Source organism: Streptomyces sp. NPDC020489 (assembly GCF_044386545.1).
In the GTDB taxonomy this organism is placed as follows: Bacteria; Actinomycetota; Actinomycetes; order Streptomycetales; family Streptomycetaceae; genus Streptomyces.
The window spans coordinates 242,083-266,363 of the sequence record NZ_JBIRUZ010000003.1 but is presented as its reverse complement, the minus strand read 5'-3'; the positions used below and the strand labels follow the sequence as shown (position 1 = coordinate 266,363).

20 protein-coding genes are annotated in these 24,281 nt (G+C 71.9%); 13 read left to right on the top strand and 7 right to left on the bottom strand.

Translation table 11 applies throughout. The annotated features are described in order from the left end of the window. The first annotated feature begins 283 nt into the window (after window positions 1-283). The 3 genes from ACH41F_RS08275 to ACH41F_RS08265 all read left to right on the top strand — a co-directional run bounded on the left by ACH41F_RS08275 (window position 284) and on the right by ACH41F_RS08265 (window position 3,616). Window positions 284-1,051 carry a DUF4142 domain-containing protein gene (locus ACH41F_RS08275; protein WP_391233831.1) on the top strand — a complete coding sequence of 256 codons (768 nt, stop codon included), beginning with the start codon at window positions 284-286 and terminating at the stop codon, window positions 1,049-1,051. An 85-nt stretch (window positions 1,052-1,136) separates the two neighbouring features. Beyond that, complete coding sequence (locus ACH41F_RS08270; RefSeq protein WP_391233830.1) at window positions 1,137-1,928, top strand: TIGR04222 domain-containing membrane protein; 792 nt, start codon at window positions 1,137-1,139, stop codon at window positions 1,926-1,928. A 98-nt stretch (window positions 1,929-2,026) separates the two neighbouring features. Then, window positions 2,027-3,616: an alpha/beta fold hydrolase gene (locus tag ACH41F_RS08265; protein WP_391233829.1), complete on the top strand. Its 1,590-nt coding sequence runs from the start codon at window positions 2,027-2,029 to the stop codon at window positions 3,614-3,616. A 60-nt stretch (window positions 3,617-3,676) separates the two neighbouring features. Here ACH41F_RS08265 and hemQ read toward each other — a convergent pair whose 3' ends face one another. Together hemQ and hemG are read right to left on the bottom strand one after the other, a co-directional pair. After that, window positions 3,677-4,408 carry a hydrogen peroxide-dependent heme synthase gene (hemQ, locus tag ACH41F_RS08260; protein ID WP_391233828.1) on the bottom strand — a complete coding sequence of 244 codons (732 nt, stop codon included), beginning with the start codon at window positions 4,406-4,408 and terminating at the stop codon, window positions 3,677-3,679. Window positions 4,409-4,413: 5 nt separating this feature from the next. Further along, entirely contained in the window at window positions 4,414-5,865 is a 1,452-nt protein-coding gene (hemG, locus tag ACH41F_RS08255; RefSeq protein WP_398833887.1) for a protoporphyrinogen oxidase, read from the bottom strand. 159 nt (window positions 5,866-6,024) lie between these two features. Here hemG and ACH41F_RS08250 point away from each other — a divergent pair, with 159 nt between their 5' ends. Together ACH41F_RS08250 and ACH41F_RS08245 are read left to right on the top strand one after the other, a co-directional pair. Next, window positions 6,025-7,008, top strand: coding sequence for a DUF4349 domain-containing protein (locus ACH41F_RS08250; protein WP_391233826.1), 984 nt, complete (start codon window positions 6,025-6,027; stop codon window positions 7,006-7,008). 27 nt (window positions 7,009-7,035) lie between these two features. Next, window positions 7,036-8,421: an FAD-dependent oxidoreductase gene (locus ACH41F_RS08245; RefSeq protein WP_398833885.1), complete on the top strand. Its 1,386-nt coding sequence runs from the start codon at window positions 7,036-7,038 to the stop codon at window positions 8,419-8,421. 58 nt (window positions 8,422-8,479) lie between these two features. Here the strand turns inward: ACH41F_RS08245 and ACH41F_RS08240 are convergent, their stop codons facing one another. Beyond that, on the bottom strand, window positions 8,480-8,800 hold the full coding sequence (locus ACH41F_RS08240; RefSeq protein WP_391233824.1) for a hypothetical protein: 321 nt from the start codon (window positions 8,798-8,800) through the stop codon (window positions 8,480-8,482). Between the two features lie 124 nt (window positions 8,801-8,924). Between ACH41F_RS08240 and ACH41F_RS08235 the strand changes: the two genes are divergently transcribed. Continuing rightward, window positions 8,925-9,749: a rhomboid family intramembrane serine protease gene (locus ACH41F_RS08235; RefSeq protein WP_391233823.1), complete on the top strand. Its 825-nt coding sequence runs from the start codon at window positions 8,925-8,927 to the stop codon at window positions 9,747-9,749. 24 nt (window positions 9,750-9,773) lie between these two features. On the opposite strand, the gene hemE is transcribed toward ACH41F_RS08235, so the two are convergent. Beyond that, on the bottom strand, window positions 9,774-10,829 hold the full coding sequence (gene hemE / locus ACH41F_RS08230) for a uroporphyrinogen decarboxylase (protein ID WP_398833883.1): 1,056 nt from the start codon (window positions 10,827-10,829) through the stop codon (window positions 9,774-9,776). Between the two features lie 120 nt (window positions 10,830-10,949). Here hemE and ACH41F_RS08225 point away from each other — a divergent pair, with 120 nt between their 5' ends. The 3 genes from ACH41F_RS08225 (at window position 10,950) to ACH41F_RS08215 (ending at window position 14,034) form a co-directional block, all read left to right on the top strand. Beyond that, complete coding sequence (locus tag ACH41F_RS08225) at window positions 10,950-11,621, top strand: DUF3000 family protein (protein WP_391233821.1); 672 nt, start codon at window positions 10,950-10,952, stop codon at window positions 11,619-11,621. Between the two features lie 204 nt (window positions 11,622-11,825). Beyond that, entirely contained in the window at window positions 11,826-12,488 is a 663-nt protein-coding gene (locus tag ACH41F_RS08220) for a LuxR C-terminal-related transcriptional regulator (RefSeq protein ID WP_391233820.1), read from the top strand. A gap of 217 nt (window positions 12,489-12,705) precedes the next feature. Then, window positions 12,706-14,034, top strand: a complete 1,329-nt coding sequence (locus tag ACH41F_RS08215; RefSeq protein ID WP_391233819.1) for an HRDC domain-containing protein — start codon at window positions 12,706-12,708, stop codon at window positions 14,032-14,034. Between the two features lie 52 nt (window positions 14,035-14,086). On the opposite strand, the gene ACH41F_RS08210 is transcribed toward ACH41F_RS08215, so the two are convergent. The 3 genes from ACH41F_RS08210 to ACH41F_RS08200 are packed head-to-tail and all read right to left on the bottom strand — an operon-like array spanning window position 14,087 to window position 17,168. Beyond that, window positions 14,087-14,917 carry an ABC transporter permease subunit gene (locus ACH41F_RS08210; protein WP_391233818.1) on the bottom strand — a complete coding sequence of 277 codons (831 nt, stop codon included), beginning with the start codon at window positions 14,915-14,917 and terminating at the stop codon, window positions 14,087-14,089. Next, window positions 14,914-15,855 carry a carbohydrate ABC transporter permease gene (locus ACH41F_RS08205; protein ID WP_398833880.1) on the bottom strand — a complete coding sequence of 314 codons (942 nt, stop codon included), beginning with the start codon at window positions 15,853-15,855 and terminating at the stop codon, window positions 14,914-14,916. Before ACH41F_RS08205 ends, ACH41F_RS08210 begins: the two co-directional genes overlap by 4 nt. Then, window positions 15,855-17,168, bottom strand: coding sequence for an ABC transporter substrate-binding protein (locus tag ACH41F_RS08200; protein WP_398833878.1), 1,314 nt, complete (start codon window positions 17,166-17,168; stop codon window positions 15,855-15,857). The genes ACH41F_RS08205 and ACH41F_RS08200 overlap by 1 nt, the downstream gene beginning before the upstream one ends. A 163-nt stretch (window positions 17,169-17,331) precedes the next feature. Between ACH41F_RS08200 and ACH41F_RS08195 the strand changes: the two genes are divergently transcribed. The 4 genes from ACH41F_RS08195 to ACH41F_RS08180 all read left to right on the top strand — a co-directional run bounded on the left by ACH41F_RS08195 (window position 17,332) and on the right by ACH41F_RS08180 (window position 24,219). Then, window positions 17,332-19,704, top strand: a complete 2,373-nt coding sequence (locus ACH41F_RS08195; RefSeq protein WP_398833876.1) for a glycoside hydrolase family 2 protein — start codon at window positions 17,332-17,334, stop codon at window positions 19,702-19,704. Further along, window positions 19,701-20,738, top strand: coding sequence for a substrate-binding domain-containing protein (locus tag ACH41F_RS08190; RefSeq protein ID WP_391233814.1), 1,038 nt, complete (start codon window positions 19,701-19,703; stop codon window positions 20,736-20,738). The genes ACH41F_RS08195 and ACH41F_RS08190 overlap by 4 nt, the downstream gene beginning before the upstream one ends. Before the next feature lie 128 nt (window positions 20,739-20,866). Next, the gene (locus tag ACH41F_RS08185; RefSeq protein ID WP_391233813.1) at window positions 20,867-22,093 is read left to right on the top strand and encodes an acetyl-CoA C-acyltransferase; all 1,227 of its coding nucleotides are present in this window, start codon (window positions 20,867-20,869) and stop codon (window positions 22,091-22,093) included. After that, window positions 22,090-24,219, top strand: a complete 2,130-nt coding sequence (locus ACH41F_RS08180) for a 3-hydroxyacyl-CoA dehydrogenase NAD-binding domain-containing protein (RefSeq protein ID WP_391233812.1) — start codon at window positions 22,090-22,092, stop codon at window positions 24,217-24,219. The genes ACH41F_RS08185 and ACH41F_RS08180 overlap by 4 nt, the downstream gene beginning before the upstream one ends. Window positions 24,220-24,281: the final 62 nt, after the last annotated feature.

Here is a 24,281-nt window from a genome sequence, read left to right as displayed (position 1 = left end):
CGGCCCGACCCGGCCTACGCCGACGCGGACCACCGGAAGCCCCCGCGGCACCACGTGCCCGCCCGAGTGTGCCCGGGTTAACACCACCGCCACGAGGACCGCCACGCACATCCGCTTCGGCGCCTTTTGCCACCATATGCCACCAACTCGCCCTCCACGATTCGCCCTTGGTGTCCCGGATGCAACCATTCGTTCCTGTACGGCAGTTGGTGTGGACCGCGCAGTAACATGCCAGTCCCGCACTCGAAGCCCACTAGCGTGCGGTGCCGTGACAGGAGGCACCATGCGACCGCGACCGCCCATCGACGGCCGAGGCATCGTCAGCGGCACGGGGATCATCATCACCGGCCTGACCGCGACCCTGCTGGCCCTGGTCTTCCCGATCTGGTCGTACGCCGACCGCTCCGGGACCGGGGTCGACGTGCTCAACGCCACGACCGTGTCCACGAGTTACGGGCCGCTGTCCGCCCTGGACCGGGAGTTCGTCACCAAGGTCCGGCTGGCCGGACTGTGGGAACTGCCCGCCGGCCGGCAGGCCCAGTACAAGGGCACGACAGCCGCGGTGCGGACGGCGGGGCAACACCTCATCGAGGGGCACACCTTCCTGGACGAGCGGGTCCGCGACGTCGCCTCGCACCTCGGACTGGCACTCCCCGACGAGCCGAACGACCAGCAGAAGCAGTGGCTGGCGACCCTGGACGCGTCCCAGGGCGTCGAGTACGACCGCCAGTTCGCCAACCTCCTGCGCCTCGCCCACGGCAAGGTCTTCTCGGTCGTCGCCCAGGTCCGCGCCGGCACCCGCAACTCCCTGGTCCGCGCCCTCGCCGACGACGCCAACACCACGGTCCTGGACCACATCAAGGTCCTGGAGGCCACCGGATACGTCGACTTCGACGCCCTGGCCCAGGACATGGCCGCCGGCAGCACACCCCCGATCACGGCCTCCCCCGCCCCACCGCCCCTCACCGCCACCCCACCCCCGGCCGTCCCGGCGACCCCGAGCTACCCGCTGCCCCCACCGGCCAGCAGCCCGCCCCCCGGCCGGAACTAAGGGGAACGTCACATACCGGCAACGCATCGTCCGGATCGTGAACGAGGCATGGCGCCGGCCGGACCCTTTCGCATAGAACAGCGTCATGTTCTGGGTCCTTCTCCTGCTGCTGGCCTGGGCCGCCGCCGGAACCGCGTGTACGCGCCTGTGCCTGGCCGCCGTACGCGCCGCAGCCGACGACGTGGACGCGGGCCACGGACACGACCTCACGCTGTACGAGGCGGCGTTCCTGTCCGGCGGACCACGCCGGGTCGCCGACCTCACCCTGGTCTCCATGGCCCGGCAGCGCAGGCTGCTGCTCGCGCACACCGGCTGGGCGACCGTCGTCGACCCCCGGGGCCGGGACGAGATCGAGCGCTCGGTCATCGGGGCGATCGGACCGGAGGGACAGTCCCGGATCGCCCCGGTGCGGGACGCCGCGGCCACCGCCGCCCCGGTGCGCGGCCTCGCCGACCGGCTGGTCCGCGACGGCCTCGCGGTGCCCGACGGCGCCCGGACCTCGGTCGCGGCGGCCGTCCGTCAGGTGCGGCTGGCCGCGCTCGCCGTCGTGGCGCTGGGCGCGCTCGCGCTGCTGACGCCGGCCCCCTCGGAGATGCCGCGCCATCTGGTCGCCCTCTGGTTCGCGCTCCCCCTCGCCCTCACCCTCAGTTGCCTGGCCATCGCCCGCGTCGAGGTCCACCCGTACTCCCGCTGGGCCTCCCCGGCCGGTCAGCGGCTGCTCGGCGCACTGGCCCGGCGCACCGGCGGCGCCGACGACCGTACGTATCTGACGACCGTGGCGGTCCGGGGCGTGGCGGCCGTCGGTGAGCCGGATCTGCGCGCGGCCTTCGCCGACCGCGAGCAGCACTGGCGCGCCGGGCACGCCGGGGGCGCATAGGGGGCATTGGCGCCGACACCGGCCGGGTGGTGCTTGCCTTGGCCGACCGCCGAACGAACCATCCCTTCTGTTGCTGCCGTGCACTGAAGGGATACGCGATGAGAGCCCCCGCCCCCGCGCTCTACTCGGCCGCCGGGTCCTTGCTCCTGACAGCCCTCGCCGCCGCTCCCGCGGGCGGCGCCACCAGCGTTCCCGGCGCGGCCGAGCTGCGGGGCACCGCGACGGCCGCCGCGCGCGCCGAGGCCCGGGGCATCGCCTTCGGCAGGTGCGCCGCGGTGGAGGACCTGCCGGCCGACGTCCAGTGCGGCACGGTCTCCGTCCCGCTCGACTACGCGCACCCCGACGGCAAGCAGATCAAGCTCACCGTCAGCCGGGTCCGGGCCACCCACAAGGACCCGCACAACAGCAAGCGCAGGGTGCCCCGGCAGGGCTCCCTGGTCTACAACCCGGGCGGCCCCGGCGGCTCCGGGATGTACTTCCCGCTGATCGGCGTGGTCCCGGAGTGGAAGCGGCTGGCGGCGGCGTACGACCTCGTCGGCTACGCCCCGCGCGGTGTCGGCCGCTCCGCTCCGCTGTCCTGCCAGGACCCGAGGCGCTTCTACAAAGCGCCCTCGCAGGCCCCGACGCACCCCTCGGAGTCGTACAAGCGCGAGCGCGTCGCCGAGGCGAAGGCCTACGTGCACGGCTGCGTCAAGCGGGCGGGCAGCGCGCTGCGGCACTACACCTCGCTCAACAACGCCCGTGACCTCGACGTCCTGCGCGCCGCGCTGGGCGAGGAGAGGCTGACGTTCATGGGGGCCTCGTACGGCACCTACTTCGGGGCGCTGTACGCGGCGCTGTTCCCCTCGCACGTGCGGCGGATGGTCTTCGACGCGGCGGTGAACCCGGACCCGGCGCAGGTCTGGTACCGCAACAACCTCGACCAGTCGGCCGCGTTCGAGGGCCGCTGGGCGGACTTCCGGGAGTGGGTCGCCAAGCACCACAAGGTGTACGGGCTCGGCGACACCGCGGAGCGGGTGCAGCGCAGCTACGACCGGGCGGCGGCCCGGCTGGCGGCGGAGCCCGCGGGCGGGAAGGTCGGGCCCGGGCAGTTGCAGGGGGCGTTCCTGACGGCCGGGTACTACGACGACTACTGGCCGCACCGCGCCGAGGCGCTCTCGAAGTATCTGAAGGGCCACCCGAAGCAGCTGATCGAGCAGGCGGGGCCGCATCCGGAGGCGGCGAAGGAGGCGGAGAACTCCACCGCGGTCTACACGGCCGTCGAGTGCAACGACGCCCCCTGGCCGACGGACTTCAGGGTGTGGGACCGCGACAACACGCGGCTCGCACGGGTGGCGCCGTTCGAGACCTGGGACAACGTGTGGACGAACCTGCCCTGCGCGTACTGGCCCGCGCCGCGTCAGCAGGTCCTCGATGTGCGGACGGGGCCCGGGGAGTTGCCGCCCACGCTGATCCTGGCCGCCGAGCGGGATGCCGCCGCGCCGTACCAGGGGGCGCTGGAGATGCACCGCCGGCTGTCGGGCTCGGTGCTGGTGACGGAGCGGGACGCCGGAACCCATGGGATCGCCGGCGGGCCCAATCGGTGCGTCAACGGGTATGTCGACGCGTATCTCCTGGAAGGCCGGCTGCCGGCGCGGCGGGCGGGGTGCGCGCCGCATCCGGAGCCGAAGCCGAGAACCGCGCGATGATGCCGTCCACGGGTGCGTGGCGGCCGGTCGCGCGGTTCCCCGCGCCCCTCAGGGGGCGCTTCAGGCCAGCCCGGCCACCAGGTCCGCCACCGACTTGCGGCGGCCGGTGAAGAACGGGACCTCCTCGCGGACGTGCATGCGGGCCTCGGAGGCCCGCAGGTGGCGCATGAGGTCGACGATGCGGTAGAGCTCGTCGGCCTCGAAGGCCAGCAGCCACTCGTAGTCGCCGAGGGAGAAGGAGGCGACCGTGTTGGCGCGGACGTCGGGGTAGCCGCGGGCCATCTTGCCGTGGTCCGCGAGCATGCGGCGGCGGTCCTCGTCGGGCAGCAGGTACCAGTCGTAGCTGCGCACGAAGGGGTAGACGGAGACGTAGTTGCGCGGCGTCTCGTCGGCGAGGAACGCCGGGATGTGCGAGCGGTTGAACTCGGCGGGGCGGTGCAGCGCCATGTTCGACCAGACGGGCTCCAGGGCGCGGCCCAGCCTGGTGCGGCGGAAGAGGTTGTACGCCTCCTGGAGCTGGTCGGCGGTCTCCGCGTGCCACCAGATCATGAGGTCGGCGTCGGCGCGCAGCCCGGACACGTCGTAGGTGCCGCGGACGGTGACGTCCTTGGCGGCGAGCTGGTCGAACAGCTCCTGGACCTCGTCGGCGTACCCCGCGCGGTCCTCGGGGAGGACGTCCTTCAGCTTGAAGACGGACCAGAGCGTGTAGCGGATGACCTCGTTGAGGTCCTTGGCCAGCTTGCCCTTGTTCGGGATCCGGCCGGCCTCGGGGGTGGGGGCGTCGTTGCTCATGGTCCTCATTCTCCCGCTCCTCCGTGCAGACTCTGCACCGGGTCGGCGGTGAGCTCCCGCATACCGCGGTCGTCCCCGTGGATCTGGTCGACCGCCGCGTACGCGCTCGCGATGCAGGCGGGGATGCCGACGCCGTCGTACTGAGCGCCGCACACCGCGAGTCCCGGCAGCTTGGCCACGTGCTCGCGGACGCGGGCCACGCGCGCGTGGTGGCCGACGGGGTACTGGGGCAGGCCGTCGGTCCAGCGGGTGACGCGGCTGTCGAGGGGGCGGGCGTCGAGGCCGGTGGCCTCGCGCAGGTCGTGGCGCGAGACGTCGACGAGTTCGGCGTCCTCGCGCTCCAGGACGGCCGTCTCCCCGTGCCGGCCGACGGAGGTGCGCAGGACGACCACGTCCGGGTTGTCGTCGGCGATCCAGCCCCACTTCTGCGAGGCGAAGGTGGACGCCTTGATGGTGCGGCCGTCGACCGGCGGGACGAGGAAGCCGCTGCCCGCCGGGAGGGCGGCGGTGTCGGCGCGGCGGTAGGCGAGGGTGATCAACGCCATGGAGGCGTACTCCACGGCGGCGAGTTCGGCGGCGGCCTCGGGCGCCTCGGCGCGCAGGAGGTGCGCGGCGGCGGGCGCGGGGACGGCGACGACGACGGAGTCGGCGTGCAGCACACGGTCCCCGGCGACCACGCGCCAGCCGTCGGTGGCGCGGCGCAGCTCCGTCACGGGCGCGTCGGTGACGATGTCGCCGCCGCGCGCGCGGACGGAGTCGGCGACGGCGAGGGGCAGGCGTCCGACGCCGCCCGCGATGCCCATGAAGACCGGCCCGGTCTGCTGCTGAGCGGCGGCCTTGGCCTGGATCTCGCGGACCGCCTCGGTCAGCGAGGCGTGGGTCCTGGCGGCCTGGTAGAGCTGCGGGACGGCCGAACGCATCGAGATGCGGTAGGCGTCGCCCGCGTACACCCCGCCGAGCAGGGGCTCGACGAGGCGGTCGACGACCTCGCGGCCGAGTCGCTCGGCCACGTACGCGCCGACCGCCACGTCGTCGCCGACCTCGGTGCGCGGCAGCTCGGCGTCGCGCTCGATGCGGGCGAGTCCCTCGTCGGACAGGACGCCGGCGAGGGCGGCGGCGGTGCCGGGGACGCCCATGACGTGTCCCTTGGGCATGGGGCGCAGGGCGCCGCGGGTCCAGATCGAGGCGGTCGCGGTGGCCGGGGGTCGGAGGTTCTCGTCGAGGCCCACCTCGCGTGCGAGGGCGACCGCTTCCGGTCGGCGCGCCAGCATCGACTCGGCCCCGAGGTCCACGCGCGTGCCGGCGATCTCGCCGGGCAGCAGCTTGCCGCCGACGCGGCCGGAGGCCTCCAGGACGGTCACCCGCGCCCCGCGCCGCAGCAGCCGGTGCGCGGCGGCGAGCCCCGCGATCCCGGCCCCGATGACGACGGCGTGCTCCGTCGTACCTGATCCGCTCATGGCTCCACCTTCTCAGACGCCACCGACAGTCCGGCCGGGGCCTCATGGTCCGTCCGAGTCCTGACCGTGACCGCATCGGGACCGTTCGGCCCCAACGTTCCGGGCGGCGCCGGCGTCCAAGGAGCGTCAGTTCGTCACGACTCCCGGGGGGTACGCCAGATGCGCGCACCACGTTCCGTACGACCTGCCCAGGCTCTGGCCGGGCTGCTGCTGGCCGCCGCGCTGGCGCTGTCCGGGTGCAGCGGCTCGGGCGACGACTCCGGCGGCTCCGCCGCCGACGCCGACGCGGCGCAGTCCCAGGCCAAGGAGGCCGCCCCGGGCGCCGCCGGGGACGACGCGAACGGCGCCGGCAGGCAGGCCGGCACCGCGCCCAAGCTGCCGACCAGCCACATCATCCGCACCGCCGAACTGACCGTGCAGGTCAAGAACGTGCCGAAGGCGCTGGAAGCGGCCCGCACGGCCGCCGTGGACGCGGGCGGTTACGTCGGCAAGGAGTCCACCTTCCGCGACGAGGAGGGCGCCGAGGAGACGCAGGTGACGCTGCGGGTTCCCGCCGACCGGTACGAGGCGGTCCTGGCCGGGCTGGAGGGCTCGGGCAAGCTGCTGGAGCGCACGGCGAAGGCGCAGGACGTCACCGACCAGGTCGTGGACGTGGAGAGCCGCATCACGTCGCAGAAGGCGAGCGTGGCCCGGATCCGGGAGCTGATGGACCAGGCCACCAGGCTGAGCGACGTGGTGACCCTGGAGGGCGAACTGAGCACCCGTCAGGCCGACCTGGAGGCGCTGCTCGCCCGGCAGGCGTCCCTGAAGGACCGCACGAGCCTGGCCACCATCACCCTGTCGCTGACGGAGCGACCGGTCGAGAAGGCCGCCGAGGACGACGACCCGGGGGTCCTCGACGCGCTCGCGGGCGGCTGGGACGCGTTCGTGGCGATGCTGCGCTGGATCGTGGTCGTCCTGGCCGCGGTGCTGCCCTTCGCCGCGGTCCTCGCGCTGCTCCTGCTGGTCTGGCTGCGCTGGATCCGCCCGCGGCTGTCCCGCCGCCCGGCCCCGGCGGGCGCGTCGGCCACGCTCGGCCCCCTGCCGACGGCCCGCCCCGCCCCGCGCCCCGGACGCACCGAGCAGGAGGGCGAGCAGGACTGAAATGCCCCACGCCCGTAGCGTGTTCGCATGAACATGAGTGCTGCGAGGGAACGGCTGGTCGTGATCGGCGGCGACGCCGCGGGAATGTCCGCGGCGTCGCAGGCGCGTCGGCTGAAGGGACCCGGCGAGCTGGAGATCGTGGCGTTCGAACGGGGCCGCTTCACCTCGTACTCGGCGTGCGGGATCCCGTACTGGGTGGGCGGGGACGTCGAGGAGCGGGACGAGCTGATCGCCCGTACGCCCGAGGAGCACCGGGCCCGTGACATCGATCTGCGGATGCGCACCGAGGTCACGGAGATCGACGTGGCGGGGCGCCGGGTACGCGCGCGTGACCTGGAGTCCGGGGCCGAGTCGTGGACGTCGTACGACAAACTCGTGATCGCGACCGGGGCCCGGCCGATCCGGCCGGAGATGCCGGGGGCGGACGCCCCGGGGGTGCACGGGGTGCAGAGCCTCGACGACGGGCAGGCCCTGCTCGACACGCTGGCACGCACGCGTGGCCGCAGGGCGGTGGTGGTCGGCGCCGGTTACATCGGCGTCGAGATGGCCGAGGCGCTCATCAAGCGCGGCTACGAGGTGACCGTCGTCAACCGCGGCAGCGAGCCGATGTCCACCCTCGACCCGGACATGGGCCGGCTGGTGCACGAGGCGCTGGAGGGCCTGGGCATCACCCTGGTCAACGACGCCGACGTGACCAAGGTCCTGACCGGGGCGGACGGCCGGGTGCGCGCGGTGGCCACGGAGGACGCCGAGTACCCGGCGGACGTGGTGGTGCTGGGCATCGGGGTGCGCCCCGAGACGGCCCTCGCGAAGGCTGCGGGGCTGCCCGTCGGCGACCACGACGGGCTGCTGACCGACCTCGGCATGCGGGTGCGCGGCCACGAGGACATCTGGGCGGGCGGCGACTGCGTGGAGGTCCGCGACCTGGTCTCCGGCCAGGACCGCCACATCGCGCTCGGCACGCACGCCAACAAGCACGGCCAGGTCATCGGCGCCAACGTGGGCGGCGGTTACGCGACCTTCCCGGGTGTGGTCGGCACCGCGGTCAGCAAGGTCTGCGACCTGGAGATCGCCCGCACGGGTCTGCGCGAGAAGGACGCGCACCGCGCGGGGTTGCGGTTCGAGGCGGTCACCGTCGAGTCCACGTCCCGCGCGGGCTACTACCCCGGCGCCTCCCCCATGACGGTGAAGATGCTCGCCGAGCGCCGTACGGGGCGGCTGCTGGGCGTGCAGATCGTCGGGAGGGAGGGCGCCGGCAAGCGGGTCGACATCGCGGCGGTGGCGCTCACGGCCGGGATGACGGTGGAACAGATGACGGCCCTGGACCTGGGCTACGCCCCGCCGTTCAGCCCCGTCTGGGACCCCGTCCTGGTGGCGGCGCGCAAGGCCGCGGCGAAGGTGCGGGCCTCCTGACGGCGAGGGCCTCTGACGACAAAGGCTCCTGACGACGGGGGCGTCCTCGCGCCGGAGCCTAGGCGGATCCGTTGATCCGTTCGATGGCCTGGCGGGCCTGGTCGACGGGCGGGCGCGGCGGCAGGGAGGAGACGGAGGCGCTCGAGGCCACCGCGGGCGGCTGCTCCCCCGCCGGTTTCGCGTGGGCCGCGGGCCGGGTCGAGCGCAGCCGGTGGCTCACCGCCTCGTCGAGGGTCACCGGACGCTGCAACTGCGCGGCGAGCCGCCCCGCGTCCTGGCCCAGCCGGGCCACGTCCTCCCAGGGCAGCCGCAGTGTCAGCGCGATCTCGGCCTCGCCGTCGGGAGTCGCGTGCATCGCGGGAGTAACTCGGTCGTTCATCGCCTGTTCCTCACGTTGACCCGCGACCCACCTTCCCCGTGCCGCGGACGGTTGAGGAGTCATACGCACGCGCGCGTGGCGGCGTTCACCGATTCACGCACCGCATCGCGGGCACTACTTCCTTGTGGTCATCCCCGTCCATGACGTGAACCCGGTGCGCCGCACCCCTGTGGTGACGTACGCGCTCATCGCCGCGAACGTGCTGGTCTTCCTGTACACGCCCGGCCTGGCCGGCTCCGTGGCGGGCGACAGCAGCCTGTCCCAGCTCTGCCATCTCCAGGCGTTCCTGGACCACTACGCGGCGGTGCCGCAGGAGCTGATCCACCACGAGCTGCCCCGGATGGTCCCCACCGGCGAGGTGGCCATGGGGCAGCACGGCCCCGGCTGCGCGGTCGGTCCCCCGGGCTACGACAAGTCGCCCGTGCAGTCCGTCTTCACCGCGATGTTCCTGCACGGCGGCTGGCTGCACCTGCTGGGCAACATGCTCTTCCTGCTGATCTTCGGCAACAACGTCGAGGACCGCATGGGCCATGTGCGCTTCGCGCTGTTCTACCTCGTCTGCGGCTATGCGGCGTCGTACGGCTTCGCGCTCCTCAACGACGACTCGGGCGACCCTCTGATCGGCGCCTCGGGAGCCATCGCCGGGGTGCTCGGCGCCTATCTGGTGCTCTATCCGAAGGCCAGGGTGTGGGTGCTCGTGCCGTTCCTGGTCTTCCTGCCGCTGCGGCTGCCGGCCTGGCTGGTGCTGGGCTTCTGGTTCGTGCTCCAGGCGGTGTACTCCTCCGGCGAGGGCGTCTCGGACGCCGGGACGGTGGCGTACGCGGCCCATGTCGTGGGCTTCCTCGCGGGCATGCTGCTCGCCTGGCCGCTCAAGCCGGGGACACCGCCGCCGCCGGAACCGCGCGGCCTGCTCTTCGGCAGGAAGGCACGGCCCCGGCACACGTGGTGAACCGGGAGCCCCGCAGGAGAAGCTTTAACGGGCCGTCTGCGTGTGGACGTACTCCACGAGCCGGGTCAGCGCGTCCGGGTCGGTGGTCGGCATGACGCCGTGGCCGAGGTTGAAGACATGGCCCTCGAGGTCCTTCGCCGAGTCCAGCACCTCGCGGGCCTTGGCCTCGACGGCCTGGGTGCCGGCGAACAGGACGGTCGGGTCGAGGTTGCCCTGGAGCGCCTTGCCGGGGCCGACCCGGCGCACGGCCTCGTCGAGCGGGACGCGCCAGTCGACGCCGACGACGTCCGCGCCGGCCTCGCCCATCAGACCGAGCAGCTCGCCGGTGCCGACACCGAAGTGGATGCGCGGGACACCGTAGGACTCCACCGCGCGGAACACCTTCGCCGAGGCGGGGAGCACCGAGCCGCGGTAGTCCGCCGGGGCGAGGGCGCCGGCCCAGGAGTCGAACAGCTGGACCGCGGACGCACCGGCCTCGATCTGCACCTTCAGGAACGCGGCCGTGATGTCCGCGAGCCGGTCGAGCAGGTCGGCCCAGAGCTCGGGGTCGCCGTACATCATCGCCTTGGCGTTCTCGTACGTCCGCGACGGGCCGCCCTCGACAAGGTAGCTCGCGAGGGTGAAAGGCGCGCCCGCGAAACCGATGAGCGGGGTCGGGCCGAGCTCACGGGTGAGCAGGCCGACGGCCTCGGTGACGTAGGAGACGTCCTCGGGGGTGAGGTCGCGCAGCTGGGCCAGGTCGGCGCGGGTGCGGATCGGGCGCTCGACGACCGGGCCGACGCCGGGCTTGATGTCGAGGTCGATGCCGATGGCCTTGAGCGGGACGACGATGTCGCTGAAGTAGATCGCCGCGTCCACGTGGTGCCGGCGCACCGGCTGGAGGGTGATCTCGGTGACCAGCTCGGGCCGCATGCAGGACTCGAGCATCCCGACGCCCTCGCGGACCTTGCGGTACTCCGGCAGTGAGCGCCCGGCCTGCCGCATGAACCACACCGGGGTGTGGGGCACGGGCTCACGGCGGCAGGCCCTGAGGAACGCGGAGTCGTACGGGGCGGACGGCGGCGTCTGGTTTGCACTCACGGGGGAAAGTCTCGCACGGCGCCGGGGCCGCTTTTCCCTGCCGGTGGGGCAATCCGGGCAACGGTCCGGGCACGGGGTGTCAGGCCCCCACCATGGCCCCGTTCCCCTTAACCTTCCGCCATGGCTGCGGCTCAGGGACGACTGTCGGACGGCACGGGCGGGATGGACGACGAGAGGGAGGGGGACGGGCATGGAAGCGGTACGGCGGCTCCGCCGGCTTTCCAGGCCGCGGTCCAGGCCCTGCGCGCCGGCCGGCTGCGACCGCAGATCGAGATCGAGCCGACCAGGGCCCCGCAGCGACTGGCCCCGTTCGCCCACGCGCTGGAGGCGGCGGTCGTCGACGGGGACCAGGACCTGGCCGACGGCCGGCTGGTGCTGCTGCACGACCCGGACGGGCACGACGCCTGGCGGGGTACGTTCCGGCTGGTGACGCTGGTGCGCGCGGAGCTGGAGCCGGAGATGGCGGCGGACCCGCTGCTGCCCGACGTGTGCTGGTCGTGGCTTACGGGTGCGCTCCAGGCGCGCGGGCTGTCGTGCGGCGAGCCGAGCGGCACGGTCACCCGGGCGAGCTCCCACTACTTCGGCGGTCTCTCCGAGCGCCCCGCCGCCTCGCAGATCGAGATCCGGGCGTCCTGGACGCCGCGCGAGGGCTTGAACGGGGTGCCGGACACGGCGGGGCATCTGGCGGCCTGGTGCGATCTGCTGGCCCAGGTCGCGGGGCTGCCGCCGGCGGGTCCGGGGGACGCCTCGGTGGTGACGCTGCCGCAGCGACGCGGGCCCCAGTCGCGCTGACCGTTGACCATCTCTTTGTCGACACGGCCACTTTCAGTCATGAGTGACCACTCGAACGAACCGATTCGTTCACCGAACGATCGACCACACGTCCGAATTGCACTAATTGTTACTCACTAGATCGTGATCATTCTCTAAAGGCCCACGGGTTTGGTGCCGAAGACGACTGTGACCTCACAGCCGTCCCCCACCCCAGGAGGCCTGGTGTCCGTTCTCCTCGAGCAGCCCGCAAGCCTGGTCGCCTACCGTCCGAACAAGCCGACCGCGATGGTGGTCGTGGCCGACCCCCGGGTCCGCTCCACCGTCACCCGCCACCTGTGGGCGCTCGGCGTCCGCGACGTCATCGAGGCCTCGTCCGTCGCCGAGGCCCGTCCCCGAATCGGCAGCCCCCGCGACATCTGCGTCGCCGACGTCCACCTTCCCGACGGCTCCGGCCTGACCCTGCTCTCCGAGACCCGCGCGGCGGGCTGGCCCAACGGCCTCGCCCTCTCCGCGGCCGACGACATCGGCGCCGTCCGCAACGCCCTCGCGGGCGGTGTGAAGGGCTACGTCGTCACCGGCACCCGCACCAACGTCGGGCTCCCCACCCGACCGGGCGCCGCCCCCATCGGCTCCCGCGCCGCCGCGATGCACCGCCGCCCCCCGGGTGCCCCGAGCCACCCGGGCGGCTACCGCGAGCTGTCCGGCCGCGAGGTCGAGGTGCTCCGCCTGGTCGCGGAGGGCCAGTCCAACAAGGCCATCGGCGTCTCGATGGGCCTGTCCGCGCTGACCGTCAAGAGCCACCTCGCCCGCATCGCCCGCAAGCTGGGCACCGGCGACCGCGCCGGCATGGTCGCGGTGGCCCTTCGGACCGGCATCATCCACTGACCGCTCCCCGACCGACCACCGCACCACGATCCGGCCGTTCGCTCCTTCGCCTCGACCCTTCACGGACGTGAACCGGATCAGCCCCCGATCCGACCGCACGCCCCCGATCGGTCGTGAACCCGCGGATTCACCGACCTGACTGGTTTACGACCCTCAAGCGCCCGTCGACGGAACGTTCCGTCGGCGGGCGCTGTCCATCCACGGATACCCTTGACAGGTGACCGACGCCCAAGACACCGCAGCAGACAGCTCACTGCGAACCACCGGAGGCGCCCCTCCGGACGACGGCGGATCTTCTGTTGCGGGGGCGCCTGATCTCGAGCCCGCTCTCGAGCCCGGCTCCGAGCCGGTTCCCGAGCCGACTCCTTTGCTCGAACCGCGCGAGGGCGTCCCGCCCGTGATCACCGACGAGGACACGCTCGCCCGGGTGATCGCCGCCTTCGCGGCCGGCTCCGGCCCCGTGGCCGTCGACGCCGAGCGCGCGTCCGGCTACCGCTACGGACAACGCGCCTACCTCGTCCAGCTGCGCCGCGAGGGCGCCGGGACCGCGCTGATCGACCCCGTGGCCTGCCCCGACCTCTCCGGCCTCGGCGAGGCGCTGTCCGGCGTCGAGTGGGTGCTGCACGCCGCCACCCAGGACCTGCCGTGCCTGCGCGAGATAGGCATGATCCCCACCTCCCTGTTCGACACCGAGCTCGCCGGACGGCTCGCCGGGTTCCCCCGGGTCGGGCTCGGCGCCATGGTCGAGGGCGTCCTCGGCTTCGTGCTGGAGAAGGGGCACTCCGCGGTCGACTGGTCGACCCGGCCGCTGCCCGACCCGTGGCTGCGTTACGCCGCGCTCGACGTGGAGCTCCTCGTCGACCTCCGGGACGCGCTGGAGAAGGAACTGGACCGGCAGGGGAAGCTGGAGTGGGCGCGGCAGGAGTTCGACGCCATCGCCTCGGCCCCGCCGCCCGAGCCGCGCAAGGACCCCTGGCGCCGGACCTCCGGCATGCACAAGGTGCGGCGGCGCCGGCAGCTGGCCGTGGTGCGGGAGCTGTGGCAGACCCGGGACCGGATCGCCCAGCGGCGGGACGTGTCGCCGGGCAAGGTGCTCTCCGACGCGGCGATCGTGGAGGCCGCGCTGTCCCTCCCGGCGAACACGCACGCGCTGGCCGCGCTGACCGGCTTCGGGCAGCGGATGGGCCGGCGTCAGCTGGAGCAGTGGCAGGCGGCCGTGGACCGGGCCAGGGAGCTGCCCGAGGCGCAGTTGCCCGCGCCCGGACAGCAGCTCACCGGGCCGCCCCCGCCCCGCGCCTGGGCCGACAAGGACCCCGCCGCCGCGGCCCGGCTGTCGGCGGCGCGCGCCGGTGTCTCCGCGCTGGCCGAGCGGCTCAACATGCCGCAGGAGAACCTCATCACGCCGGACACCGTGCGACGGGTCTGCTGGGAGCCGCCGCAGTCGGTGGACGCCGAGTCGGTGGGCGCCGCGCTCGCGGGGTACGGGGCCCGGCCCTGGCAGGTGGAGCTGGTCACTCCGGTGCTGGTGAGCGCGTTGTCCGCGTGAGGGCTCTCGTCGCGTCGCCGTGGGGGCCCTCATCGCGTGGCCGTGAGGGCTCTCATCGCGTGGCTCCTCGTGTGAAGCCGTTGTAGATGAAGCGCTGGAGGCCGAGGAAGACGATCAGCGTCGGGAGGATCACCAGGACCGCGCCCGCCGAGATCACCTCCCAGTGGGCCGCGTAGGGGCCCCGGAAGCGGAACAGCGACGTCGAGATCACGCCAAGATCTTCGGACGGCATGTAGAGGAAGGGGATGTAGAAGTCGTTGTAGACGGTGATCCCCTTCACGATCACCACGGTCGCGATCGCCGGCTTCAGCAGTGGAAAGATGATCTTCCAGTAGATCGTGAACGTGTTGGCCCCGTCGAGACGGGCCGACTCGTCCAGGGAGATCGGGATGGACCGCACGAACTGCAGGAAGATGTAGATCGAGACGATGTCCGTGCCCATGTAGAGCGCGATCGGCGCCCACAGGGTGTCGAACATCCCGAAGCTGTTGACGATCTGGAAGGTCGCCACCTGGGTCGTCACACCGGGGACCAGGGCCGCGATCAGGAAGAGCGCGACCACCAGCCGGCGGAAGCGGAAGGTGAAGCGGTCGATGGCGTACGCCGTCATCGAGCCGATGAGGACCGTGCCGCCGATCGACACCACCAGGATGACCGCCGTGTTGGCGAAGGCCTGGAGCATCTCGCCGTCCCGGAACGCCGTGGCGTAGTTGCCGAGGTTCAGCGGGTTGTCGGGCAGGCTCAGCGCACCGCTCGCGTTCGCCATCTCCTGCTCCGACTTCAGGGAGGTCAGCAGGACGACGACCAGCGGGAGCAGGACCACCACGGTGGCGGCGACCAGGGACAGGTGGACGAGGGCGCGGGAGACCGCGTGGCGGGTCATACGAGGTCCACCTTGTCGTCGGGGACCAGGCGCCGCTGGATCCAGGTCACCAGCAGGATGATCAGCAGCAGCACCACCGCGGCCGCCGAGGCCAGGCCCGTCTTGTTGAAGCGGAAGGCGAGGTTGACCGTCTGGATCACGAAGGTCTCGGTGCCGGTCGCGCCGCCGGTCATGATGTACGGGATCTCGAAGGCCGACAGCGAGCCGGAGATCGACAGGATCACGATCAGGGTCAGCACCGGTTTGATGCCCGGCGCGATGATGTGGCGGAACTGGTGCCAGCGGTTCGCGCCGTCCAGCTCGGCCGCCTCGTACAGCTCCCCCGGGATCGACTGGATCGCGCCCAGGAACAGCACGAAGTTCAGGCCGAGATAGCGCCACATCGAGACGCCGGCCAGCGAGGTGTTCGCGGAGACCGGGGTGCCGAGCCAGGCGTGGTCGGAGTGGACGCCGAAGAGGCTCAGGACCGAGTCGAGGGTGCCGCCGTCCTGGAAGAAGTAGAGGAAGACGAAGCCGATCGCCACCCCGTTGATCAGGTACGGGAAGAAGAGCACGCCCTTGAAGAAGTTCCGGAAGCGGACGTTGAAGCTCAGGACCGTCGCGAAGTAGAGCGCGGCGACGATCTGGAGGGCGGAGGCGGCCAGGTAGTAGCCGCTGACCCAGAACACCTCGAAGAGTTCGGGACGGGTGAAGATCTCCTCGTAGTTCCCGGCGCCCGTGTAGTGCAGTTCGGGGCTCACGCCGTCCCAGTCGGTGAGGCTGTACGCCAGCATGTTGGCGATCGGCGCGTAGGTGAAGGTGATCAGCAGGGTGAGCGGGGCGAGGAGGAAGAGCCAGGGGGCCGCGCCGCGCCCCGCGCGGGTCCGGCGTGGCGCGGGGGCCGGGACGGGGGCGGCCGCGGTCACCTCCACGGCCGCCTTCCGGGTCGTCTGTGTCATCAGGACCCCTGGTTCTTCCGGGCGTCGGCCCAGCGCTCGCTGAGGTCGGCGAAGAAGTCGTCGAGGCTGCCCTTGCGCGCGCCCCGGGCGAGGTCGACGAGGTTCTGGCGGTACTCGGGGGCGTAGATGCCGACCTCCGAGTCGCTGTCGAGCTGCTTGACCTCGGCGCCCTTGGTGTCGTCCAGTTCGATGAACTTCACGCCCTGCTCCTCGTACGGTTTCATCACGTCGGGCAGCGGGGCGGCCTTGAGCGGGGAGATCGCCAGGTTGTCCTGTCCGTAGGTGGACTTGTCGGTGAACCAGTCGACCCAGGCGCGGGCCGCCTCCTTGTGCGGGGAGTGGACGTTGATGCCCTGGTTGTAGTCAGGGCCGATCACCGCGCAGAACTTCCCGTCGACCTGGGCGGGGAAGGGCATGAAGCCGATGTCGTCGGGGTCGGCGCCCGCCTTCTTCGCGGCGTCCCGGAACTGGACGATCGCCCAGGTGCCGAGCCACTGGGTGGCGATCTCGCCCTTGGCGGTGCGGGCCTTGGACTCCTCCCAGTTGCTCGTCGTCGGGTCCTTCTCGACGAGCTTCTGCTTGACCATGTCGTGCAGCAGGGTGTCGCCGACGCGCAGGTCGGCGCCCTTCGCCCAGGGGTCGCCCTCGGCAAGCTTGTCGGTCGCCCGCGGGTCGCAGTGGACCGAGCCGTTGACCGCCGTCCAGGCACTGAGCGTCCAGCCGGCCGAGAAGTTGGTGTAGTACGGGATCGCGTCGGTCCTGGCCTTGATGGCCTTGAGGTCGGTGAGGAACTCGGCCGGGGTGGTGGGCCATCGGGTGATCCCGGCCTCCTTCCAGACCCGCTTGTTGTAGATGAAACCGGGGCTCACGCCGTTCGGGCTCTGGCCGTAGACCTTGCCGTCGACGGTGGTGACGTCGGTGAAGCGGTACTTCTTGGCGCGCTCCGCCGCGGTGCCGAGCGAGGCGAAGAACTTCGGGTAGTCGGCCTTCTTGATGACGGCCGGGATCAGCAGGACGTCGCCGTAGTTCTTGGTGTTCATCCGGATCTTGACCTCGGACTCGTAGTTCGTGAGCCCTTCGAACTCGACCTTGACCTTCGGATAGGTCTTGTTGAACTCGGCGGCGTACCGCTTCAGCGTGCCGTCCTGGATCAGGTCGGTGCGCACGGTGAGGACCTTGATGGTTCCGGTGACCTTCGCCGGGTCGTCGGGCGCCTTGGCGTCCGCGCCCTTGGTGGTGCCTCCCGTGCCGGTGCAGCCGGCGGCCAGCAGGGCGGCGCCCACGGCCAGGACGAGGGTGTGACGACGGTTCATGTGCATCAGCTCCGTTCGGGACGTTCCTGGGACGGACGAGCACGTGCGGGTTGGCTGGTTCGGAACTCTGACAGCGTTGTCTTAACCGGTAAAGTCCGTATCCCGCCAACGATGCCAAAAAGTGTCCACAGCACTGGACTTGATCGGTTTAGGGAGTGCGTACATGCTTCAGGCCACACCGCTCACCGAGGGCTGGACCCTGCTGCACGAGCGAGCCGCGCTCCCGGCCGTGGTGCCGGGCTGTGTCCACACCGATCTGCTGGCGGCCGGGGTGATCCCGGACCCCTTTCTCGGGCGGAACGAGACCGAGGTGGCGTGGGTGGGGCGGCGGGAGTGGACGTACGAGACGGAGCTGCGCGCGGCGCCGGGTGCCGCGGGCCACGAGCAGACGGACCTGGTCTTCGAGGGGCTCGACACGGCCGCCGAAGTCCGCCTCGACGGGCGGTTGTTGGGGAGCACCCGGAACATGCACCGCTCCTACCGCTTCGACGTGACCGGTCTGGAGGGGCGGCTCTCGGTGCGGTTCGCCTCCGCCTACGCCGAGGCCGAGGCGGTGCGCGGGAGGCTCGGGCAGCGGCCTGCCGCGTACGACGAGCCCTTCCAGTACATCCGCAAGATGGCCTGTTCGTTCGGCTGGGACTGGGGGCCGACGCTGGTGACGGCCGGGATCTGGCGGCCGGCCCGTCTGGAGCACTGGTCGACGGCCCGGATCGCCCGGGTGCGGCCGCTGGTCACCGTGGATGCCGAACGCAGCGTGGGTGTCGTGGAGTTGGCGGTCGACGTCGAGCGGACCCGGGTCGAGGCACCGCTCGACGTGGTGGCCACCGTGGGTGGGGTGCGGGTGGGCGCCGCGCTCGACGGGGCGAGCGGGGTCGTACGGCTCGACGTGCCGGACGTGGCCCTGTGGTGGCCGCGCGGGTACGGGGACCAGCCGCTGTACGACGTGGAGGTGACGCTGCTGCACGGGGACGCGGTGCTCGACGTGTGGCGGCGGCGGATCGGCTTCCGCACGGTCGAGCTGGACCGGTCGGTGGACGAGCACGGCACCGGGTTCACCTTCGTCGTCAACGGCACGCGGCTGTTCGCCCGGGGGGTCAACTGGATCCCGGACGACGTCTTCCCGTCCCGCGTCACCCGCGAGCGGTACCGGGAGCGGCTCGCGCAGGCCGCCGGGGCGGGGGTGGACCTCGTGCGGGTCTGGGGCGGCGGGATCTACGAGAGCGCCGACTTCTACGACGCCTGCGACGAGTTGGGCCTGCTGGTGTGGCAGGACTTCCCGTTCGCGTGCGCCGCCTATCCGGAGGAGCAGCCGCTGCGGGGCGAGGTGGAGGCGGAGGCCCGGGAGAACGTCGTACGGCTGATGCCGCATCCCTCGCTGGTGCTGTGGAACGGCAACAACGAGAACCTGTGGGGTTTCCGGGACTGGGGCTGGGAGGAGCGCCTCGCCGGGGACTCCTGGGGGGAGGGCTACTACCTGGGCGTACTGCCGCGGGTGGTGGCCGAGTTGGACCCCACCCGGCCGTACGCGGCGGGCTCGCCCTGGTCCGGGTCCTGGGAGCGGCATCCGAACGATCCGGCGCACGGGACGCACCACTCGTGGGAGGTGTGGAACCGGGAGGACTACGCGCGCTACCGGGCGGACGTGCCGCGGTTCATGGCCGAGTTCGGCTGGCAGGCGCCGCCCGCGTACGCCACCTTGCGGCGGGCCCTGCCGGGCGAGGAGCTCGCGGCGGACTCCCCCGGGATGCTGCACCACCAGAAGGCCGACGACGGCAACGGCAAGCTGCGGCGCGGACTGGAACGCCATTTCGCCTTCCCCGAGGGCGACTTCGACCGCTGGCACTACCTCACCCAGGTCAACCAGGCGCGGGCGGTGGCCACCGGGGTCGAGCACTGGCGCGCGCACTGGCCGGTGTGCGCGGGGACGGTGCTCTGGCAGCTCAACGACTGCTGGCCGGTGACGAGTTGGGCGGCGATCGACGGGGACGGACGGGAGAAGCCGCTCTACCACGAGCTGCGGCGGCTGTACGCGGACCGGTTGTTGACGGTCCAGGAGGGTCAGGTGGCCGTCGTCAACCAGGCCCCGGAGGTGTGGACGGGGGTGCTGTGGCTGCGGCGGATGTCGGTCGAGGGGGTGCTGATCGGCGAGGAGAGGGTGGAGTTCGGGGCCGGAGGGCGGGCGGTGGCGCGGGTCGAGGTGCCGAAGGGGCTGGTGCCGGCCGGGGCGAAGGAGTTCCTCGTCGTGGACGCGGACGGGCTGCGGGCCCTGCACTTTCCCGAGGCGGACCGTGACATCCCCTACCCGCGACCGGAGTTCGACGTCGCGCTCGTGCCGGGCGGCGTCCGGGTGACGGCCCGGACCCTCGTACGGGATCTGCTGCTTCAGGCCGACCGGCTGGATCCGGACGCGGCCGCCGACCGGGGGCTGGTCACGCTGCTGCCGGGCGAGGAGGTGACCATCGGGGTGCGTGGCTGGAAGACTCCTGATCCGGTCGCCGCCCGATCCGCCCTGTACTGCCTGGAGCCCAGCCGATGACAGCCCAGCCGGCCTCTCGCGTCACCATCAAGGACGTCGCCGCGCGTGCCGGTGTGTCCAAGGGGGCTGTGTCGCTCGCGTTCAACCACAAGCCGGGGCTGTCGGAGGCGACGCGGGACCGGATCTTCGAGGCCGCGCGGGAGCTGGGCTGGGCGCCGAACCTCACCGCGCGGACGCTGGCGGGGTCGCGGGTGGACGTGGTGGGCCTCGCGATCTGCCGGCCGGCGCGGCTGCTGGGGCTGGAGCCCTTCTACATGGAGTTCATCTCAGGGGTGGAGAGCGTGCTGACCGAGCGGTCCTGCTCGCTGCTGCTGCGGCTGGTGCGGAACGTGGAGGAGGAGGCCGGGCTGCTGGAGGGCTGGTGGCGGGGGCGGCAGATCGGCGGGGCGATCCTCGTCGACTTCCGGCCGGACGATCCCCGCGTGGGGGTGGCGGAGCGGCTGGGGCTGCCCGTGGTCGCCGTAGGACATCCGTCGCTGACCGGGGGCCTGACGTCCGTGTGGACGGACGACGCGACCGCCGTGACCGAGGCGGTGCGGTATCTGGCGGCGCTCGGGCACCGGCGGATCGCCCGGGTCGGGGGCGCGGCGGCGCTCGGGCACACCGCGGCCCGTACGGCCGCCTTCGACGAGGCGGCGCGGACGCTGGAGCTGGCCGGGGCGTGGCAGGTGACCACCGACTACTCGGGGGAGGCGGGGGCGCGGGCGACGCGGTCGATGCTGGCGGCGGACGCGGCGGACCGGCCGACCGCGATCGTGTACGACAACGACATCATGGCGGTGGCGGGGCTGTCGGTGGCCGCGGAGATGGGGTTGCGGGTGCCCGACGACGTGTCGCTGCTGGCGTGGGACGACTCGCAGCTGTGCCGGCTCACGCATCCGACGCTGTCCGCCATGAGCCATGACGTGCACGGATTCGGCGCGGACGCGGCCCGTACCCTGTTCGGAGCAATCATGGGAGACGGTCCGGGATCGCACCCGGTGCCCACTCCGGTGCTCACCCCGCGCGGTTCGACCGCTCCCCCGCGGGTGTGACCTTCGCCGCTCCCCCCTCCAGGACTGTGCAGCTACGTTACCCACAAGTAGCATGGGCCTGAGCGCGCGCTCAGCGCTTGCGCTTGCGCCGTGCAGCAGTGCCATCCCGCATCTGGAGGAGAGCCATCGTGCCTCGTACCGTCAGGGACGTCGTCTTCGTCGACGGCGTCCGCACCCCGTTCGGCAAGGCGGGCCCGAAGGGCATCTACCACGAGACCCGCGCCGACGACCTCGTCGTGAAGGCGATCCGGGAGCTGCTGCGCCGCAACCCGGGTCTGGACCCGAAGAAGATCGACGAGGTCGCCATCGCCGCGACCACCCAGATCGGTGACCAGGGTCTGACCATCGGCCGCACCGCCGGCATCCTCGCCGGTCTGCCGCAGTCGGTGCCCGGCTACTCGATCGACCGCATGTGCGCCGGCGCCCTGACCGCCGTCACCTCGGTCGCCGGTTCGGTCGCCTTCGGCGCGTACGACATCGCCATCGCCGGCGGTGTCGAGCACATGGGCCGCCACCCCATGGGTGAGGGCGTCGACCCCAACCCGCGCTTCGTCTCCGAGAAGCTGGTCGACGAGTCCGCCCTGTTCATGGGCATGACCGCCGAGAACCTGCACGACCGCTACCCGACGATCACCAAGCAGCGCGCCGACGAGTACGCCGTGCGCTCGCAGGAGAAGGCCGCCAAGGCGTACGCCAACGGCAAGATCCAGGCCGACCTGGTGCCGATCTCGGTGCGCCGCACGAACCCGGAGGCCGGTGAGACCGGCTGGGGCCTGGTCACCGCCGACGAGCCGATGCGCCCGGGCACGACCCTGGAGAACCTCACCGGCCTGAAGACGCCGTTCCGCGTCCACGGCCGCGTGACCGCGGGCAACGCCGCCGGTCTCAACGACGGTGCCACCGCCTCGCTCATCGCCTCCGAGGACTTCGCCCGCGAGAACGACCTCCCGGTGAAGATGCGCCTGGTCTCCTACTCCTTCGCGGGTGTGGAGCCGGAGGTCATGGGCTACGGCCCGATCCCGGCCACCGAGAAGGCGCTCGCCCAGGCGGGCCTGTCGATCTCCGACATCGGTCTGTTCGAGATCAACGAGGCCTTCGCCGTCCAGGTGCTGGCCTTCCTGGAGCACTACGGCATCGCCGACGACGACGCGCGCGTCAACCAGTACGGCGGCGCCATCGCCTTCGGTCACCCGCTGGCCTCGTCGGGCGTGCGTCTGATGACGCAGCTCGCCCGCCAGTTCGAGGAGCAGCCGGAGGTCCGCTACGGCCTCACCACCATGTGCGTCGGCTTCGGCATGGGCGCCACGGTGATCTGGGAGAACCCGAACCACAAGGACGCCGGAGGCGACAAGTGAGCACCACCGCTGAGCTTCTGAAGGGCGCGGCCGAGCTGTTCCCCGACGAGGTCGTGACGTCCGCGCACGTACGCCACCTCGACCTGCCGTTCGGCGCCGGGCGCTTCGCGCTCATCACGCTGGACAACGGCTTCGACCACACCAAGCCGACCACCTTCGGGCCGCAGTCGCTGGCGAACCTCAACACCGCCATCGACCAGGTCGAGAAGGAGGCCGCGGCCGGCGAGATCGTCGGTGTCGGCATCACCGGCAAGCCGTTCATCTTCGCGGTCGGCGCCGACCTCAAGGGCGTCGAGCTGCTGAAGAGGCACGAGGACGCGCTCGCCATCGGCAAGGGCGGCCACGAGGTCTTCAAGCGCCTCGCCGGCATCGCGGTCCCGACCTTCGCGTACTACAACGGCGCCGCCATGGGCGGTGGGGTCGAGGTCGGCCTGCACTGCACCTACCGCACGGTGTCCGCGGCCCTGCCCGCCTTCTCGCTCCCCGAGGTCTTCCTCGGTCTGGTCCCCGGCTGGGGCGGCTGCACCCTGCTGCCGAACCTGATCGGCGCCGAGAAGGCCGTCTCCGTCATCATCGAGAACTCGCTCAACCAGAACAAGCAGCTCAAGGGCGCCCAGGTCTACGAACTGGGCATCGCCGACGCGCTGTTCGAGGGCGCGGACTTCCTGGAGCAGTCCCTGCTGTGGACGGCGTCCGTCCTCAAGGGCGAGATCGTCATCGAGCGCCCGGCGATCGACCGCGGCGAGGCCTGGGACCAGGCCGTCGCCAAGGGCCGCTTCATCGCGGACTCCAAGGTGCACGGGGCCGCCCCGGCCGCCTACCGCGCCCTGGACATCATCGCCGCCGCCAAGAACGGCGACCTCCAGCAGGGCTACGACGCCGAGGACCTCGCCCTCGCCGACCTGATCATGGGCGGTGAACTGCGCGCCGGCATCTACGCCTTCAACCTGGTGCAGAAGCGCGGCAAGCGTCCCGCGGGCGCCCCGGACAAGAACCTGGCCCGCCCGGTCACCAAGGTCGGTGTCGTCGGCGCCGGTCTGATGGCCTCCCAGCTCGCGCTGCTCTTCCTGCGCCGCCTGGAGGTGCCGGTCGTGCTGACCGACATCGACCAGGAGCGCGTCGACAAGGGTGTGGGCTACGTCCACGCCGAGATCGACAAGCTGCTCGGCAAGGGCCGTATCAACCAGGACAAGGCCAACCGCCTCAAGGCCCTGGTCACCGGTGTGCTGGACAAGGCGGAGGGCTTCTCCGACGCGGACTTCGTCATCGAGGCCGTGTTCGAGGAGATCGGCGTCAAGCAGCAGGTGTTCGCGGAGGTCGAGGCGGTCGCCCCGGCGCACGCGATCCTCGCCACCAACACCTCCTCGCTGTCGGTGTCGGAGATGGCGTCGAAGCTCAAGCACCCCGAGCGGGTCGTGGGCTTCCACTTCTTCAACCCGGTCGCGATCCTCCCGCTCCTTGAGATCGTGCGCGGCGAGCAGACCGACGACGCGTCCCTGGCCACGGCCTTCGCCGTCGCCAAGAAGCTGAAGAAGACCGCGGTGCTGACGAAGGACGCCCCGGCGTTCGTCGTGAACCGCATCCTCACCCGCTTCATGGGCGAGATCCAGAACGTCATCGACGAGGGCACGCCCGTCGAGGTCGCGGAGAAGGCGGTCGAGCCCCTGGGCCTGCCGATGTCCCCGCTGGTCCTCCTGGAGCTGGTCGGCCCCGCGATCGGTCTGCACGTCTCGGAGACCCTCAACCGGGCCTTCCCGGACCGCTTCACGGTCTCCCCGAACCTCGCCGCCGTCGTCAAGGCCGGCAAGCGCGGCTTCTACGTCTACGACTCCGGCAAGCCGGAGCTGGACCCCGAGGTCGCCGCGCTCCTCCAGCAGGGCGATGTCGTCCTGTCCGAGGAGCAGGTGCGGGACCGGGTCCTGGACGCCGTCGCCCAGGAGATCGGGCTCATGCTCGACGAGGGTGTCGTCGCCGAGGCCCAGGACATCGACCTGTGCCTGATCACGGGCGCCGGCTGGCCCTTCCACCTGGGCGGCATCACGCCGTACCTGGACCGCGAGGGTGTCTCCGAGCGCGTCAACGGCAAGCGGTTCCTGGAGCCGGGCGTGGCCAGCGTCCCCGCGTAGCGCTCCGCTGGTGAACGCCGGTGCCCCGCATGCCGTTTCGGTGTGCGGGGCATCGGCGTTTC